General features: G+C 69.8%; 12 protein-coding genes and 1 riboswitch. Of the genes, 9 read left to right on the top strand and 3 right to left on the bottom strand.

The features are described 5' to 3' along the window. The first annotated feature begins 13 nt into the window (after positions 1-13). Entirely contained in the window at positions 14-2,272 is a 2,259-nt protein-coding gene (locus ACIBGM_RS23135) for an aminotransferase class III-fold pyridoxal phosphate-dependent enzyme (protein ID WP_396386731.1), read from the top strand. Positions 2,273-2,285: 13 nt separating this feature from the next. Next, entirely contained in the window at positions 2,286-3,194 is a 909-nt protein-coding gene (locus ACIBGM_RS23130; RefSeq protein ID WP_360532694.1) for a ribonuclease Z, read from the top strand. Between the two features lie 3 nt (positions 3,195-3,197). Here the strand turns inward: ACIBGM_RS23130 and ACIBGM_RS23125 are convergent, their stop codons facing one another. Continuing rightward, a complete protein-coding gene (locus ACIBGM_RS23125; RefSeq protein ID WP_360532691.1) occupies positions 3,198-4,340 on the bottom strand; it encodes an epoxide hydrolase family protein in 1,143 nt (380 codons plus the stop codon). 61 nt (positions 4,341-4,401) lie between these two features. Here ACIBGM_RS23125 and ACIBGM_RS23120 point away from each other — a divergent pair, with 61 nt between their 5' ends. Next, on the top strand, positions 4,402-5,349 hold the full coding sequence (locus ACIBGM_RS23120) for a helix-turn-helix transcriptional regulator (protein WP_396386730.1): 948 nt from the start codon (positions 4,402-4,404) through the stop codon (positions 5,347-5,349). A 9-nt stretch (positions 5,350-5,358) separates the two neighbouring features. Then, on the top strand, positions 5,359-6,183 hold the full coding sequence (locus ACIBGM_RS23115) for an alpha/beta fold hydrolase (RefSeq protein ID WP_396386729.1): 825 nt from the start codon (positions 5,359-5,361) through the stop codon (positions 6,181-6,183). Here the strand turns inward: ACIBGM_RS23115 and ACIBGM_RS23110 are convergent, their stop codons facing one another. After that, positions 6,184-7,011 (bottom strand): oxidoreductase, encoded by an 828-nt coding sequence (locus ACIBGM_RS23110; protein WP_360532679.1) that lies wholly within the window; start codon positions 7,009-7,011, stop codon positions 6,184-6,186. It abuts the gene before it with no gap. Positions 7,012-7,064: 53 nt separating this feature from the next. Here ACIBGM_RS23110 and ACIBGM_RS23105 point away from each other — a divergent pair, with 53 nt between their 5' ends. From ACIBGM_RS23105 to ACIBGM_RS23095, 3 genes are all read left to right on the top strand, one after another. Next, a complete protein-coding gene (locus tag ACIBGM_RS23105; RefSeq protein ID WP_360532676.1) occupies positions 7,065-7,619 on the top strand; it encodes a TetR family transcriptional regulator in 555 nt (184 codons plus the stop codon). 120 nt (positions 7,620-7,739) lie between these two features. Continuing rightward, positions 7,740-9,245 carry a trypsin-like peptidase domain-containing protein gene (locus ACIBGM_RS23100; RefSeq protein WP_360532673.1) on the top strand — a complete coding sequence of 502 codons (1,506 nt, stop codon included), beginning with the start codon at positions 7,740-7,742 and terminating at the stop codon, positions 9,243-9,245. 145 nt (positions 9,246-9,390) lie between these two features. After that, the gene (locus ACIBGM_RS23095; protein WP_396386728.1) at positions 9,391-10,650 is read left to right on the top strand and encodes an MFS transporter; all 1,260 of its coding nucleotides are present in this window, start codon (positions 9,391-9,393) and stop codon (positions 10,648-10,650) included. Here ACIBGM_RS23095 and ACIBGM_RS23090 read toward each other — a convergent pair. Further along, positions 10,600-11,439 carry an NAD-dependent epimerase/dehydratase family protein gene (locus tag ACIBGM_RS23090; protein WP_396386727.1) on the bottom strand — a complete coding sequence of 280 codons (840 nt, stop codon included), beginning with the start codon at positions 11,437-11,439 and terminating at the stop codon, positions 10,600-10,602. The genes ACIBGM_RS23095 and ACIBGM_RS23090 overlap by 51 nt on opposite strands. 119 nt (positions 11,440-11,558) lie before the next feature. On the opposite strand from ACIBGM_RS23090, the gene ACIBGM_RS23085 reads away from it, so the two are divergent. Together ACIBGM_RS23085 and ACIBGM_RS23080 are read left to right on the top strand one after the other, a co-directional pair. Next, positions 11,559-12,995: an MFS transporter gene (locus tag ACIBGM_RS23085; RefSeq protein ID WP_396386726.1), complete on the top strand. Its 1,437-nt coding sequence runs from the start codon at positions 11,559-11,561 to the stop codon at positions 12,993-12,995. Then, on the top strand, positions 12,992-13,525 hold the full coding sequence (locus ACIBGM_RS23080) for a TetR family transcriptional regulator (protein ID WP_396386725.1): 534 nt from the start codon (positions 12,992-12,994) through the stop codon (positions 13,523-13,525). The genes ACIBGM_RS23085 and ACIBGM_RS23080 overlap by 4 nt, the downstream gene beginning before the upstream one ends. 70 nt (positions 13,526-13,595) lie before the next feature. Then, positions 13,596-13,675, top strand: a riboswitch (S-adenosyl-L-homocysteine riboswitch). Positions 13,676-13,691: the final 16 nt, after the last annotated feature.

The raw sequence follows: 13,691 nt of genomic DNA, 5'->3' as shown, positions 1-13,691 counted from the left end.
CGAAGGAGTTGCTGTGCAGACCACGCCGGACCGGACGCCGAGCATGCAGGAGGACCCACCCGAGGTCGGGGTGGCCGCCGCGACGCGGTTGCTGCAGTCGGAGTACGGGATCGACGCCGAGGTGTCGGACCTGCGCAGCGAACGGGACCGGAACTTCCTCGCGCACGCCGCCGACGGCCGGCGGCTCGTCGTCAAGGTGTCGAACACCGGCGACGACCCGCAGCAGATCGCGATGGAGAACGCCGCGATGCAGCACGTCGAGCAGGTCGATCCCGACCTGCCGATTCCGCGCGTGCTGACCAGCCTCGACGGCCGTTCGGCGGTGACCGTCGAGGCCGCGGACGGGCGAACGCATCTGGTCCGCGTGATGACGGTGATGCCCGGTGAGGTCGCCGACCTGATGGCGCTGCCCGAGTGGTTCGGCGCCGAGTTCGGGTCGGTGAGCGCGCGGCTGACGCGTGCACTGCAGGGCTTCGGGCATCCGGCGGCGTACCGGCGGCTCGACTGGGACCCGCGCATCGTGACCACCTTGCGGCCGTACGCCGACCGGCTGCCGGACGACACGCGCCGGGTCCCGATGCATCGCCTGCTCGACCGCTTCGAAGGCCTCGACGCGGCGGCGCGGGAGCTGCCCGGGTTCGTGCTGCACGGTGATGTGACATTGAGCAACGTGCTGCTGCGGGACGGCGGCATCACCGGTGTGATCGACTTCGGCGACATGCACCACACGGCTCGCATCGCGGAGCTCGCGATCAGCCTGACGTCGCTGCTGCGTGAGTCCGACGACCTCTGGCGGGACGCTGGCCGGTTCCTCGACGGCTACCAGCGAGTGCTGCCGCTCGAGCCCGCTGAGGTCGAGCTCATCGGCGAGCTCGTCCTGGCCCGCTCCGCCGCGAGTGTCCTGATCTCGGCCTGGCGCGCGCCGCTCTACCCGGACAACGAGGAGTACCTGACCAGTCTGGTCGCGGGCAGCTGGCGCATCCTCGACGAACTCACCGACGTACCGGCGGGTGACCTCGCCGCCCGCTTCCACAGCCTCTGCGGGACCAAGCGCGTCCGCTCCGCCCAAGCAGCCGATCCGACCTTGCTGGTACGGCGGCAAACCGCGCTAGGCGGTCAGCTGTCGCCACTGTTCTACCGCTCACCGCTGCAGGTCGTCCGGGCGGCCGGCGCATGGATCCACACGGCGGACGGTCGCCGGTATCTCGATGCCTACAACAACGTTCCCGTGGTCGGGCACGCCCATCCGGCCGTCGTACAGGCGATCTCGCGGCAGGCCGCCGTACTCAATCTGAACTCGCGGTACCTGCATGCCAACGTGGTCGAGCTGGCCGAGCGGTTGACGGCGTCGATGCCGGACGGGCTGGACACGTGCGTGTTCGCCAACTCCGGCAGCGAGGCCAACGACCTGGCGTGGCGGATGGCACGCGTGGTGACCGGGCGGGGCGGTGCGATCGTTGCCGACCTCTCCTACCACGGGGTCAGCGAGGCAACCGCGGCCTTCTCGACCAACACGTACCCGCCGGAAGCCCGCCCGCCGCATGTTGCGATTTTCGAAGCACCCCGCCAGGTCACCGACGACGGTCCTGCGGCCGTGCAGCGCGTCCGGGCGGCGCGAGCGGATCTGCAGCGTGCCGGGCACGACCTTGCCTTGCTCGCGGTCGACACCGTGTTCAGCAGCGCGGGGATCCTGACGCCGGCCGACTCGTTCATGCGCGGGTTGCAGGACGAGGCGCAGGCGTCCGGTGGGTTGTTCCTGGCGGACGAGGTGCAGGCCGGCTTCGGTCGTGGTGGACGCAATCTCTGGCGGTTCCAGGACTTCGGGCTGACACCGGACTTCGTCACGCTCGGCAAGCCGATGGGCAACGGTCACCCGGTCGCGGCGCTGATCACCCGCCGGGAGATCGCGGAAGCGTTCGTCGAGGTGGACGAGTACTTCAGCACCTTCGGCGGCAACCCGGTGTCGTGCGTCGCGGCCCTGACCGTGCTCGACGTGATCGAGCAGACCGGCCTGGTGCAGCGCTCCGGCCAGGTCGGCGCCGAGCTCCGCGCCGGCCTGGAGGCTCTCGTCCCGAATGTCCGCGGCCAAGGCCTCATGGTCGGAGTCGAGCTGCCCGACGCGGCCGACTTCGCCGAACGGTTGCGGGAGTACGGCGTACTCATCGGAACCACCGGTCCCGGCGGAGGCGTGCTGAAGATCCGCCCACCGCTGATCTGGGAGTCCGCCGAGGTCGAGCAGTTTTTAACCGCGTTCCAGAAGGCGCTCGGTTAGCTACTGTTGGCGCGTGCGCGAACTGGTTGTGCTGGGCACCGGAAGCCAGGTGCCGTCGCGGGAACGCACGCAGAACGGCTACTTCCTGCGCTGGGACACCGACGGGTTCCTCTTCGACCCGGGTGAGGGCACGCAACGCCAGATGCTGTACGCCGGGGTCCCGGCCGGCGCGATCACCCGGCTCTGCGTGACGCACTTCCACGGCGACCACTGTCTCGGCGTGCCCGGCATCGTGCAGCGGCTATCGCTGGACGACGTACCGCATCCGGTCCGGGCGCACTACCCGGCGTCGGGCCAGACGTACTTCACCCGCCTTCGGTACGCCGCTTCGTTCTACGAGCGAGCCGAGTTGCTGGAGGAGCCCGTCGAGGAGGACGGCCTGCTGTCGGTCGGGCCGTTCGGGCAGCTGTGGGCCCGCCGCCTGGAGCACCCGATCGAGTCCTTCGGCTACCAGCTGATCGAGCCGGACGGCCGCCGCATGCTCCCCGACAAGCTCGCGGAGTACGGCGTGGCCGGCCCGGCGATCAGCCGGCTGCAGGAGACCGGATCGATCGACGTGGACGGGCGGAAGGTCACGATCGAGCAGGTCAGCGAGCCGCGGCCCGGTCAGCGGTTCGCGTTCGTGATGGACACGCGGCTCTGCGACAACGTGCTCAAACTCGCCGACGGCGCCGACCTGCTCGTGATCGAGTCCACCTACCTGTCCACGGAGTCGACCCTGGCCCGCCGGTTCGGTCACCTGACCACTCGGCAGGCCGCCCGGGTGGCTCAGGAGTGCGGGGTCCGCAAGCTCGTCCTCACCCACTTCTCCCAGCGCTACCTCGACCCGCAGGCCTTCCACGACGAAGCCGCCGAGGAGTTCTCCGGCGACCTCGTCGTAGCATCCGACCTGACCCGGACCCGGGTCCCACCGCGCCGCTGACCGTCAGCGCAGGGTGCGGAAGAACTCGCGGACGTCGGCGAGCAGCAGGTCGGGGACCTCGAGGGCGGCGAAGTGGCCGCCGCGGTCGACGTCGGTCCAACGGGTGATGTTGTTGTCCTTCTCGGAGTACCGGCGGATCGCGACGTCGTGGGCCAGGACCAGCGCGGCCGTCGGGACACCCGAGTACTCGCGGGTCTCGCCCCACGCCTGCTCCTGCGCGTAACCGACGTACGCCGCCGATCCCGCCGTGCCGGTCAGCCAGTAGATCATCACGTTGGTGAGCAGCCGGTCCTTGCTGATGATCTCCTCGGGCAGCGTCTCCATCGGGTAGGTCCAGGCCCGGAACTTGTCCATGATCCAGGCGAGCTGCCCGACCGGTGAGTCCGTCAGTCCGTAGGCGAGGGCCTGCGGCCGGGTCGACTGGATGGCGATATAGCCGAACTCCTTCTGCATGAACTCGCCGATCCGGCGGATCCGGTCCTGCTCCAGCGGGGTGAGGCTCTTCAGCTCCTCGTCGCTGAGCGGGAACGTCGGCAGGTTGGGTCCGCCGTTGGTGTGTACGCCGACCACCTTGTCCTTCGCGGCCCGGGCCACCTCGGGTGATACCGCGCCGCCGATGTCGCCGCCCTGGACGCCGTACCGCTCGTAGCCCAGCTGCTCCATCAACTCGGCCCAGGCCTGCCCGGTCCGGGCCCGCGTCCAGCCGCCCTTGCTGACCGGGCCGGAGAAGCCGAACCCGGGCAGCGACGGGATCACGAGGTGGAAGGCGTCCTGGGCTTCGCCGCCGTGCGCGACCGGGTCGGTCAGCGGTCCGATCAGGTCGAGGAACTCCACGATCGAGCCCGGCCAGCCGTGCGTCAGGACTAGCGGCAGCGCGTCCGGCTCGGGCGACTTCACGTGCAGGAAGTGGATCAGTTGGCCGTCGATCTCGGTCGTGAACTGCGGGTACGCGTTGAGCTCGGCCTCGGCCTGGCGCCAGTCGTACTCGTCGCGCCAGTAGTCGACCAGGCCGCTCAGCCAGGAGACCGGCACACCGGTGTCCCAGTCGTCGCCGGGGAGCGGGGCCGGCAGCCGGGTGTTGCGCAGCCGGGCGGCCAGGTCGTCGAGGGTGCTCTGCGGGATGTCGATGCGGAATGGCTTGATCATGTCTCGACTCTGTCAGCCGGTTAGGACAGTTCCGGTCCTAGCTGGCTGACAGAATCAGGACATGCTCGAAACTTCGGCCCGGCTGCTCAAGCTGCTGTCCCTGTTGCAGCTCCCTCGCGAGTGGAGCGGCGCAGCGCTCGCGATCGAGCTCGGGGTCGACGTGCGGACCGTTCGCCGCGACGTCGACAAGCTGCGCAACCTCGGCTACCCGGTGGACGCCGTACCCGGGGTGGCCGGCTACCGGCTCGGCTCGGGTACGGCGCTGCCGCCGCTGCTCTTGGACGACGACGAGGCGGTCGCGGTCGCGATCGGCCTGCGCGCGGCCGCGACCGGGAACGTGGCGGGCATCGAGGAGTCGTCGGTCCGGGCGCTGACCAAGCTCGAGCAGGTCCTGCCGTCCCGGCTGCGTCATCGCATCAGCCTGCTCCAGTCAGTCGATGTGACGCCGTCCGGAGCGGCGGTCGTGCAGCCGGACGTCCTACTCGCGGTGGCCGCGGCCTCGCGCGATCGGCAGCGGTTGCGCTTCGACTATCGAAGCCATGACGGTACGTCGAGCGTCCGTACGACGGAGCCGCATCGCCTCCTGCATACCGGACGCCGGTGGTACCTGGTCGCCTGGGACGTCGAGCGCGAGGACTGGCGGACCTTCCGCCTCGACCGGATGGAGCCGCGGATCCCGACCGGCCCACGCTTCGCACCCCGCGAGGTCCCCGATCCGGACCTCACCGCCCGCGGTGTGGCCTCCGGCGGCTACCGCTACCAGGCCCGTTTCCGCGTCGACGCCCCGGCCGAGCAACTCGCCGACCGCCTGTCGCCGAGCGTCGCCACCCTCACGCCGCTGGCCGCGGACACGACCCAGGTGGACACCGGCGCCAACTCCCTTACCGAGCTCATCCTCTACATCGGTCTCCTCGGCTACCCCTTCGAAGTCGAGTCGCCGCCCGAGCTGATCACCGAGATCCAGACTTTGACCGCTCGCCTGACCGCGGCGCTGCCGTCCGGCGGGTAGCGTTCGGTCATGTCTCTCGACGGCTTGCAGGATCGGTACGTCGACACGGTGCTGGGCCGGATCCGGTTGCGGGTCGGCGGATCAGGGCCGGCGATGGTGTTCTGGCCGAGTCTGATGATGGACGGGACGCTGTGGTCCGGGCAGGCGGCGCACTTCGCCGACCGGTTCCAGGTGATCCTGGTCGACCCACCCGGCCACGGTGACAGCACACCGCTGACCGGACCGTTCAGCTTCGAGCAGTGCGCCGAGGTGATCACTAAGATCCTCGACGACCTCGGCGTCGGCAAGGCCCATCTGGTCGGCAACAGGTGGGGCGGCATGATCGGCGGCACCTTCGCCGCGCTCCATCCCGACCGGATCGGCGTCGCCGTACTGATGAACGCGACCGCCTCACCGGCGGGCCTGCGGCAGAAGGTCGAGTACGGCGTGCTGACTCGATCCGCCCAGCTCATCGGAGGCGTCCGCGGGCCGCTGGTCCGGCCGGTGATCGACGCGTTCCTCGGCCCGACCGCCAAGCAGGAGAAGCCCGCGGTCGTTGCTGCAGTCAACGATTCGGTCCGGCGGGTGGACATCACCTCCGGCCGGCACGCGGTCACGAGCGTGGTCCCGCGGCGTCCGGATCAGCGCAAGCTGTTTGCGCAGATCCGGACGCCGGTGCTGGTCGTCGCGGGCGCCGAAGACGCCACCTTCCCGGTCGCGGAGACCGAGGAGATGGCGGACGCGATTCCCGGCGCGCGCTTCGTCGTACTCGAGCAGTCCGCGCACCTTGCCGCGCTCGAGTCACCGGCCGAGGTCAACGCGCTGATCGACGACTTCCTCGCCGACAACCCCTGATCAGTAATCCGTGGATGCGCTGACGTGCGCCCAGGCGGCGGCTTCTTCGGCGCGCGAGCGGGAGGCCTGGTCGGCGTGCTGCAGGGCGTCCTTTCCGAGCAGCAGCCGCAGCGGCGGGGTGTCGAGCGCGACGATGTCGACGATCGCCCGGGCCGCCTTGGCCGGGTCGCCGGGCTGGGTGCCGTCGGTCTCCAGCCGGTAGCGGTTCATCGCGCCGACGGTCGAGTCGTAGTCGGGGTCGACCGGCGCCAGCGTCATCGACGAGCCGCCCCAGTCGGTCCGGAACGCACCCGGCTCGACGATCGTCACCTTCATCCCGAACGGCGCGACCTCGTTGCTCAGCACCTGCGAGAACCCTTCGACCGCGTACTTCGCGGTCTGGTAGGCGCCCATGCCCGGGGTGCCGCCGGCCCGGCCGCCGATCGACGAGAACTGCAGGAAGTGGCCGCTGCGCTGCTGCCGGAAGACCGGCAGCGCGGCCTTGGTGACGTTGACGAGCCCGAACAGGTTCGTCTCCAGCTGGGCCCGGAAGTCCTTGTCGGTGGTCTGCTCGATCGCGGCGCTGTTCGCATAGCCCGCGTTGTTCGCGACCACGTCGAGGCCGCCGAACTCGTCGAGAGCGGTCTGTACGGCGGCGCGCGCGGCGGCCGCGTCCGTCACGTCCAACGCGATCGCGCGGACCTGGTCGCCGTACTGGTCGACGAGGTCTTTGAGTTGCTCGGGTTTGCGGGCGGTCGCGACGACCCGGTCGCCGGCGGCCAGAACCGCCTCGGTGAGGGCGCGGCCCAGCCCGCGGGAACTGCCTGTGATCAGCCAAGTTTTGGTCATGTGAGTGCTAACCAACCAACTGGTTGGTTGTATTCCCGGGTAAGCTGAGAAACATGCAGAGGAACGCCGACCGGACCAGGGGCCGGATCCTGGCCGCCGCCACCGAGGAGTTCGCCGCTCGCGGGATCGCCGGCGCGCGGGTGAACCGGATCGCCGAGGTGGCCGGCTGCAACAAGGCGATGCTGTACGCGTACTTCGGTAGCAAGGACGGCCTGTTCGACGCCGTCTACACCGTCGCCGTCGACACCTACCTGGCCGAGGTCGGGTTCGACACCACCGACCTGCCCGGGTACGCCGGCCGCGTCTTCGACTACTTCGAGGAGCACCCCGAGCACCAGCGGCTGAACGTCTGGTACCGCCTCGAGCGCCCCGAGGGCAGCGCGCTGGAGGCGATCGTCGCGGTCAACAAGAGCCGCCTCGGCGACCTCGACCGGGCCCAGCGATCTGGCGTCGTACCGGGGAATTTCACTCCTGCCGAGCTGCTCGCCCTGCTCCAGGCGATCGCCACCAGCTGGTCCTCGATGAACCCCGAGTACGGCGCCTCCGCACCCGACCGAGCCGCCCGCCGCGCCGCCGTCGTCGAAGCCGTCCAGCGACTCCTGTCCTAGGTGAGTGTGGCGCAGGCCACTCGTGATTCTCAGGGAACTCATCGGTTGGCCAGAAGGAGTTCTCAGTTCGGCGCGCTCTACTCGAAGGCAGAGGGAACTGGCCGAGGAGGGCACCGGGACATGAACGAGAACGCGGGACAGCAGGGGCAAGGACAGGGTGGGGCGGGGCAGCAGCCGGGGTACTGGCCGCCGACGGGTCCGCAGCAGTCTGTTCCGTACCAGGGTGGTCCGTACTACGGCGGTCCGCAGCAGGGTGGCCCGCAGCCGTACGCCGGAATGCCTTACTACCCGGGCTATTACGGCCCTCCGCAGCAGCGCCCGCCGAGGAAGCGGGGCCGCCGGCTGCTCGGCGCCGGGGCCATCGGTCTCGCCGCTGCACTGGTCGCCGGATCGGTTGCCTGGGGCATCGATCAGCGTGTGGCCAACTCGTCGCAGCTCTCCCAGCAGCAGCTGGACCCGGCCGCGGTCGCGGCGAAGGTGTCGCCCGGGCTGGTCGACGTCAACACGGTGCTCGGCTACGAGAACGCCCGCGCCGCCGGGACCGGCATCGTGCTCAGCTCCGACGGTGAGGTGCTGACCAACCACCACGTGATCGAGGGCGCGACGTCGATCTCGGTGACCGACATCGGCAACGGGAAGACGTACACCGCGAGCGTGGTCGGGTACGACGAGGACCACGACGTCGCCGTACTGAAGCTGAAGGACGCCTCCGGGCTGCAGACCGCCAAGATCGGCGACTCGGACAAGGTCAAGGTCGGCGACCAGGTGGTCGGGATCGGCAACGCCGGCGGTGACGGCGGTACGCCGAGCTACGCGCCGGGCACCGTGACCGCGCTGAACCAGTCGATCACCGCGACCGACGAGAACGGGCAGGACCCGGAGCACCTGACCGGCATGATCCAGACTGACGCCAACATCCAGGCCGGTGACTCGGGCGGACCGCTGGCGAACACGGCCGGCGAGGTGATCGGCGTCGACACGGCCGGCTCGGGCGGCAACAACGGCGGCGCCGGCCGGCCGGGACAGGCGGCCGCGAGCACCGCCACCGCGGCGACCGCGACCCTGGCGTCGGCCGGTGGCACGACGACCACGACCGCAGACGGCAACGGGTACGGCGACCCCGGCAACGGACCGTTCGGCGGCAACGGCCTCGGCGACGGGAACGGGTACGGCAACCCCTTCGGCGACGGCAACGGATCAGGCAACGGCGACGGATCGGGCAACGGCAACGGCGGTTCGAACGGGTCGGGTCAGAGCACCACGCAGGGCTTCGCGATCCCGATCAACGAGGCGATGGAGATCGCCGACCAGATCCAGGACGGCAAGGCGTCCGACACCGTGCACATCGGCGAGTCGGCGATGCTCGGAGTCTCGGTGGTCCCGGACGCGGACACCACCGGCGCCGTGGTCGGCGACGTACTCGCCAACGGCAAGGCCGACGAGGCCGGTATCACCGCCGGTGACGTGATCACCTCCTTCGCCGGCGAGACCGTCGAGTCGCCCGACACGCTCTCGACCCTGCTGAACCGGCACCACCCCGGCGACAAGGTCGAGGTCGGCTGGGTCGACCAGAACGGACAGCAGCACAAGGCAACCATCGAACTCATCACAGGCCCGGTCCGCTGACCCCAGCGCTACCCCCCGCTGAAGCGGACCGACTGGTCGGGCCCGGCGCCTCCTCCATCCCCCCACGAGGCGGCCGGGCCCGATCGCTGTCTTCTGTCAGGAATCAAGAAGCCCAGGCCAGCGCACCGCGCTTAGCGTGAGTGTCATGGTCCTCCGACGCCTCGTCCCCGCCGCGTACCGCCCGGTGCTTGCCCACCGGGTGCTCCGGCGGCTCATCCTCGGTTTCGCGGTCTCGTTCCTGGGTGACGGGATGAGCTTCGTCGCGGTGGCCTGGCTCGCGATCGAGCTTGCGCCGGAAGCGTCCGAAGGGCTGTGGGTCGGCGGCGCGGTGGCGGCGTACACCTTGCCTGGTGTTGTCGGCGCGCTGGTGTTCGGCCGCCGCCTTCGCCGGCTGCCGGCCAAGCGGGTGCTGCTCGCCGACACCGTCGTACGTGGCGTCTTCCTCGTCGTCATACCTCTCGCCTGGTTCGCCGGAGTGCTGACACCTGCGCTGCTCGTCGTCGTGCTTGCGGGGTCGTCGTTGCTGCACGCGTGGGGGAGCGCGGGCATGTACACGCTGATGGCCGAGTTGTTGCCCGAGGAGCATCGCCTGGCGGCCAACACTCTTGTCAGCTCGATCAACTTTGCGGCCACGATCGCCGGGCCGGCCGTCGCCGGCGTGCTCGTGACCTACGTCAGCTCTGCCCTGGTGATCGGTTTGGACGCGTTGTCCTGGTTGTTCCTGGCGCTGATCGTGGTGACCACTCGCATGCCGGACTCGCAGCCGGTCGCGGATGATCCGGAGGAGCCGGCCGCCCGCGGTGGATTGGCCTTCATTCGTTCGCATCCCGAACTGCTGGGCCTGCTGGCGCTGACCTGGTTCTTCAACTTCCTCTACGGGCCGGTCGAGGTCGCCCTGCCGCTGCACGTGACCAACGACCTGAACGCGCCGGGCACGCTGCTCGGCCTCTACTGGATGCTGTTCGGCATCGGCGCGGTCCTCGGCGGCCTCACCATCGGGGCGCTGCGCCAACTCCCGCTCTGGCCGGTGACAGTGGCCATCGTTGTGCTCTGGGGTCTGTTGCTCGTGCCGTTCGCCTTCGACGTTCCGATCGCGGTGACCGTCATCTGCTTCATGCTCGGCGGTGCGATCTACGGCCCGTTCGTCCCGCTGTCGGTGACGCTGGTCCAGGCGAAGTCGCCGCCGCAGCACCTGGCCGCCGTACTCGCTGCCCGGAGTTCGGTGCTCCTGACTGCGGCCCCGCTCGGTACGGCGCTGGGCGGCCCACTCACCACGGCGCTGGGTCCGCGTGGAACGCTCGGTGTCTCAGGTCTCGCGACCGTGGTCCTCGGTGTGATCGCCTGCGCGTTGTTGCTAGCTCGCGAAGCCTTCACGCCACGTCGGCTGGCTCGGCGTCCACGCTAGCTGCGTGCGGGCGTGAACGTTCGACGCACCGCGAGCCCAGCCAGGTCGGATCCCGTCTGTGGGTGCCGGAGTCGGCGCACCAACGGCTTCCGCGAAGACCGGCGCCCAGGTCGAGGCAGGAGCCGGTTCGTCGTCGACGATGTTGACCGGCCCGCTCGGCCACTGCAGAGCCCGTACGGCGGCGATCGCGGCGTCCTCGACGTGCAGGAAGCTCGTGATGTCCGGGCCGGTGGGAAGGTTGCCGGCGGCGGCCAGGTCCGCCATCAGCCCGCCCTTCGTGAACCAGGTGCCGGGGCCGTAGAACATCCCGTACCGCAGCACTACCCACTCCGGTGCCTCGGCAGTCATGGCCTCCAGTTCCGCCACGGCCTCGACCATTCCCCGGCGTCCGTCGTCCGGGTTCGCCAGGTCCAGCGGTGTCGACTCGTCGGCCGGTTCGTCGCCGCCCTCGTAGGCCCACGCGATGCTTTGCGTGATCACCCGGTCGGCGCCTGCCGCCAGCGCGGCGTCGACGAGGTTGCGGGTGCCCACTCGCCGGAGCCGTCCGTTCGCCGCGAAGTCGCGGGATGCCAGGTCGGTCAGTTGGTGCATGACCACGTCCGGCCGGGCGGCCGCGACCACCTCACGCAGGTGCGCGGCGTCGTACACGTCCCCGCGTACGGCGGTCACGCCGTCGAGCGTGGATGGATCGCGTCGGGTCACGACGGTGACCTGGTGACCTTCGGCGAGCAGGAGTGGCACCAGCAGGCGTCCGATCGCTCCGGTCGCGCCGGCGAGAAAGATCCGCATGGCGCCCCACGCTAGGCGAACGCTGTGCTGCGGCCGGGGGCCAGTCTGTGATCAATCCCATGGGCCACTTCGGCACCGCGGGTTTAGGGTGGGGCGAAAGTAAACAGCTGTTCACCATCGTGAGGACACCGCGTGAGCCCTCGACCGTCCGCCCCGCTCGTCCGCGGCTCGTACTGGCCGCCCTCGCGTTCTGCGGCGTACTGGTCTCGATCAGCCAGACGATCGTCGTGCCGCTGCTGCCGGAGCTGCCGCGGATCACCCACAGCGAGCCCGCCGACGTCAGCTGGCTGGTCACCGTCACGCTGCTCACCGGCGCGGTGTTCACGCCGTTGCTCGGCCGGGCCGGCGACATGTACGGCAAGCGCCGGGTGCTGCTGGTCGCGCTCGGCTCGATGGTGATCGGGTCGTTGCTCTGCGCAAGCAGTGCGGACCTGGCTGTGCTGATCGTAGGCCGCGCGTTCCAGGGGGCCGCGGTGGCTGTCGTGCCGCTCGGGATCAGCATCCTGCGCGACGAGCTCGAGCCGCGCCGGGTGCTGCCGTCGATCGCGATCATGAGCTCGACGCTGGGCGTCGGCGCGGCGTTGGGCATCCCGGCAGCGACGCTGGTGGTGCAGTACTCCAACTGGCACACGATGTTCTGGGTCAACTTCGGCATCGGCCTGCTGGACATCCTGCTAGTGCTGCTGATTGTGCCCGAGTCGGCGGTGCGGACCCGGGGCCGGTTCGACGTCCCAGGAGCGTTCGGCCTCAGCGTGTTCCTGGTCTGCCTGCTGCTGGCGGTCTCGAAGGGCAGCGCGTGGGGCACGACGGCGACCATCGGCCTGTACGTCGCTGCCGCTGGCGTCCTCCCGTTGTGGGGCTTGTTCGAGCTCCGGACCAGGAGCCCGCTCGTCGACCTGCGGGTGTCCGCGCGGCCCGCCGTACTGTTCACCAACTTGTCCGCGCTGCTGATCGGGTTCTCGTTCTACGCCAACTCGCTGTCGACCGCGCAGTTGGTGCAGGAGCCGAAGTGGACCGGGTACGGGCTCGGCGCGTCGATCGTGGTCAGCGGTCTGTGCCTGCTGCCGGGCGGTCTCGCGATGGTCGTGCTGTCCCCGGTGTCCGCGCGGATCTCGTCCGCCCGCGGTCCGCGGTTCACCCTCGCGATCGCGTCGGTCCTGATGGCCGCCGGGTACGTCGTCCGGTTGTTCACCAGCGAGAACCTGGCCGGGATCGTGGTCGGCGCCACCGTCGTCTCGGCCGGAACCGCGGTCGCCTACTCGGCACTTCCGGCCCTGATCATGCATGCTGTGCCCGTGACCGAAACGGCCGCGGCGAACGGACTGAACACGCTGATGCGCACGATCGGGGCTGCGATCTGCAGCGCGATCGTGGTGACGGTGCTGACCAACGTGACGATCACCAAGGACGACCTGGTGGCGCCGGCGCTGTCGGCGTACCTGATCGTCTTCGTGATCGCCGGGCTGGCCGCGGCGGTCGCGGCCGGGGCGGTGCTGCTGATCCCGGCCCGGCGGCAGGCGCCGGTGCACCTGGAGAGCCCGGTGGGCACGACGTGACGGACCCGGGGCGGATCACGATTCTCCGGGCGGCTCGGCGGGCGTTCGCGCTGCAGCCGTACCACTCGGTCACGCTGCGCGGGATCGCCGCCGACGCGAACGTCAGCGCGGCCCTGATCGTCAAGCACTTCGGCAGCAAGGAAGCGCTGTTCGAAAAGGTCGCGGACTTCAGCGAGGCCTCGCAGTTGCTGCTCGACGCACCCGACGAGGAGCTCGGCCGGCACGCCGTGCTGACGCTGGTGAACTACCGCCGGGAGAACGGTCTCGACCTGCTCGTCCGGGTGATCTTCGCGGCCGGCAGCGGCGACGAACGGGCGCTGATCCGGGAGCACTTCCGCGACCAGGTGACCAGTGCATTCACCGCCCGGCTCAGCGGCGACGACGCCCGGCTGCGGGCGGAGCTGATCACCGCCCAACTGCTCGGACTCGGCGCGGTGATGTCGATCGACAAGACCGGCCCGAGTACGACGGCCGACCCGGAGACCATCGCGGACCTGTTCGCCCCGGGCCTCCAGGCGCTCATCCACTGAGTGAACAGCAGTCTCACTTAGTGGGCAGGCCCCCTGTTCACGCGGTGTGACGCCGCTAACATGGTGCAGCCAGGTCGAGAGGCGCTGCAACGGACGCTCAGGTCCGCCACGCTCGACCCGGGGTATCTGTTGCAAGGGCGCCTCCGGAGATTTTCTGGAGGTGACG

The sequence above is a fragment of the Kribbella sp. NPDC050470 genome (genome assembly GCF_044458365.1).
In the GTDB taxonomy this organism is placed as follows: Bacteria; Actinomycetota; Actinomycetes; order Propionibacteriales; family Kribbellaceae; genus Kribbella.
The sequence above is the reverse complement of the archived record's forward strand: the minus strand, read 5'-3'. Positions and strand labels throughout refer to the sequence as shown.